Source organism: Mycoplana sp. MJR14 (assembly GCF_029210525.1).
Classification (GTDB): Bacteria; Pseudomonadota; Alphaproteobacteria; order Rhizobiales; family Rhizobiaceae; genus Mycoplana.
In genome coordinates, this window is record NZ_JARGEO010000029.1 from 1 (window position 1) to 624 (window position 624).

The window sequence follows — 624 nt, forward strand, 5'->3', positions numbered from 1 at the left end:
GGCCCATTCTCTGAGCACGGTCTGAATGAAGCGCTCGGCCTTGCCGTTGGTTTTCGGCGTGTATGGCTTGGTGCGGATATGCTTGAGGCCGAGGTCCCGGCAGGCGTCTCGGAAGGCGTACGATTTGTAGCAGGAGCCGTTGTCGGTCATGACGCGGGTGACCGTGATCCCGAGCCTCCTGTAATAGGCGATTGCCGCCTTGAGGAAAGCGACCGCGCTCATCGCCTTCTCGTCGGGGAAGATATCGGTGAAGGCGATGCGGGAGGCATCGTCGATGGCCACATGCACATATTCCCAGCCCACGCCTCGGGAATTGCTCTGGCCGGTCCTGTCGCCGGTGATGCGGTGTCCGACCCGCTCGAAACGGCCCAGTCGCTTGATGTCGAGGTGGATCAGGCCACCAGGGTGGTCGTACTCATAGCGCACCGTCGGCGCCGCAGGCTCGATGTCCTTGAGCCGCGACAGGCCAGCGCGTTTGAGAACCCGGCTGACGGTCGCCGGAGAGACCCCGGTTTGGATGGCGATGTGCTTGCCGGTCAGGCGCTGGCGGCGAAGCGTGATGATGCGCTGCGCCAGCGCCTGACCGGCCTGCCTGGGAATGGCATGCGGCCGGGAGGAGCGATC

Annotated in this window: 1 protein-coding gene; it reads right to left on the minus strand. The window is 64.6% G+C overall.

Annotation, left to right across the window (positions count from 1 at the left end; all coding sequences use genetic code 11):
• Positions 1 to 624 (minus strand): IS481 family transposase (locus P0086_RS25185; RefSeq protein ID WP_275790826.1); only part of this gene is annotated, 624 nt, incomplete at both ends.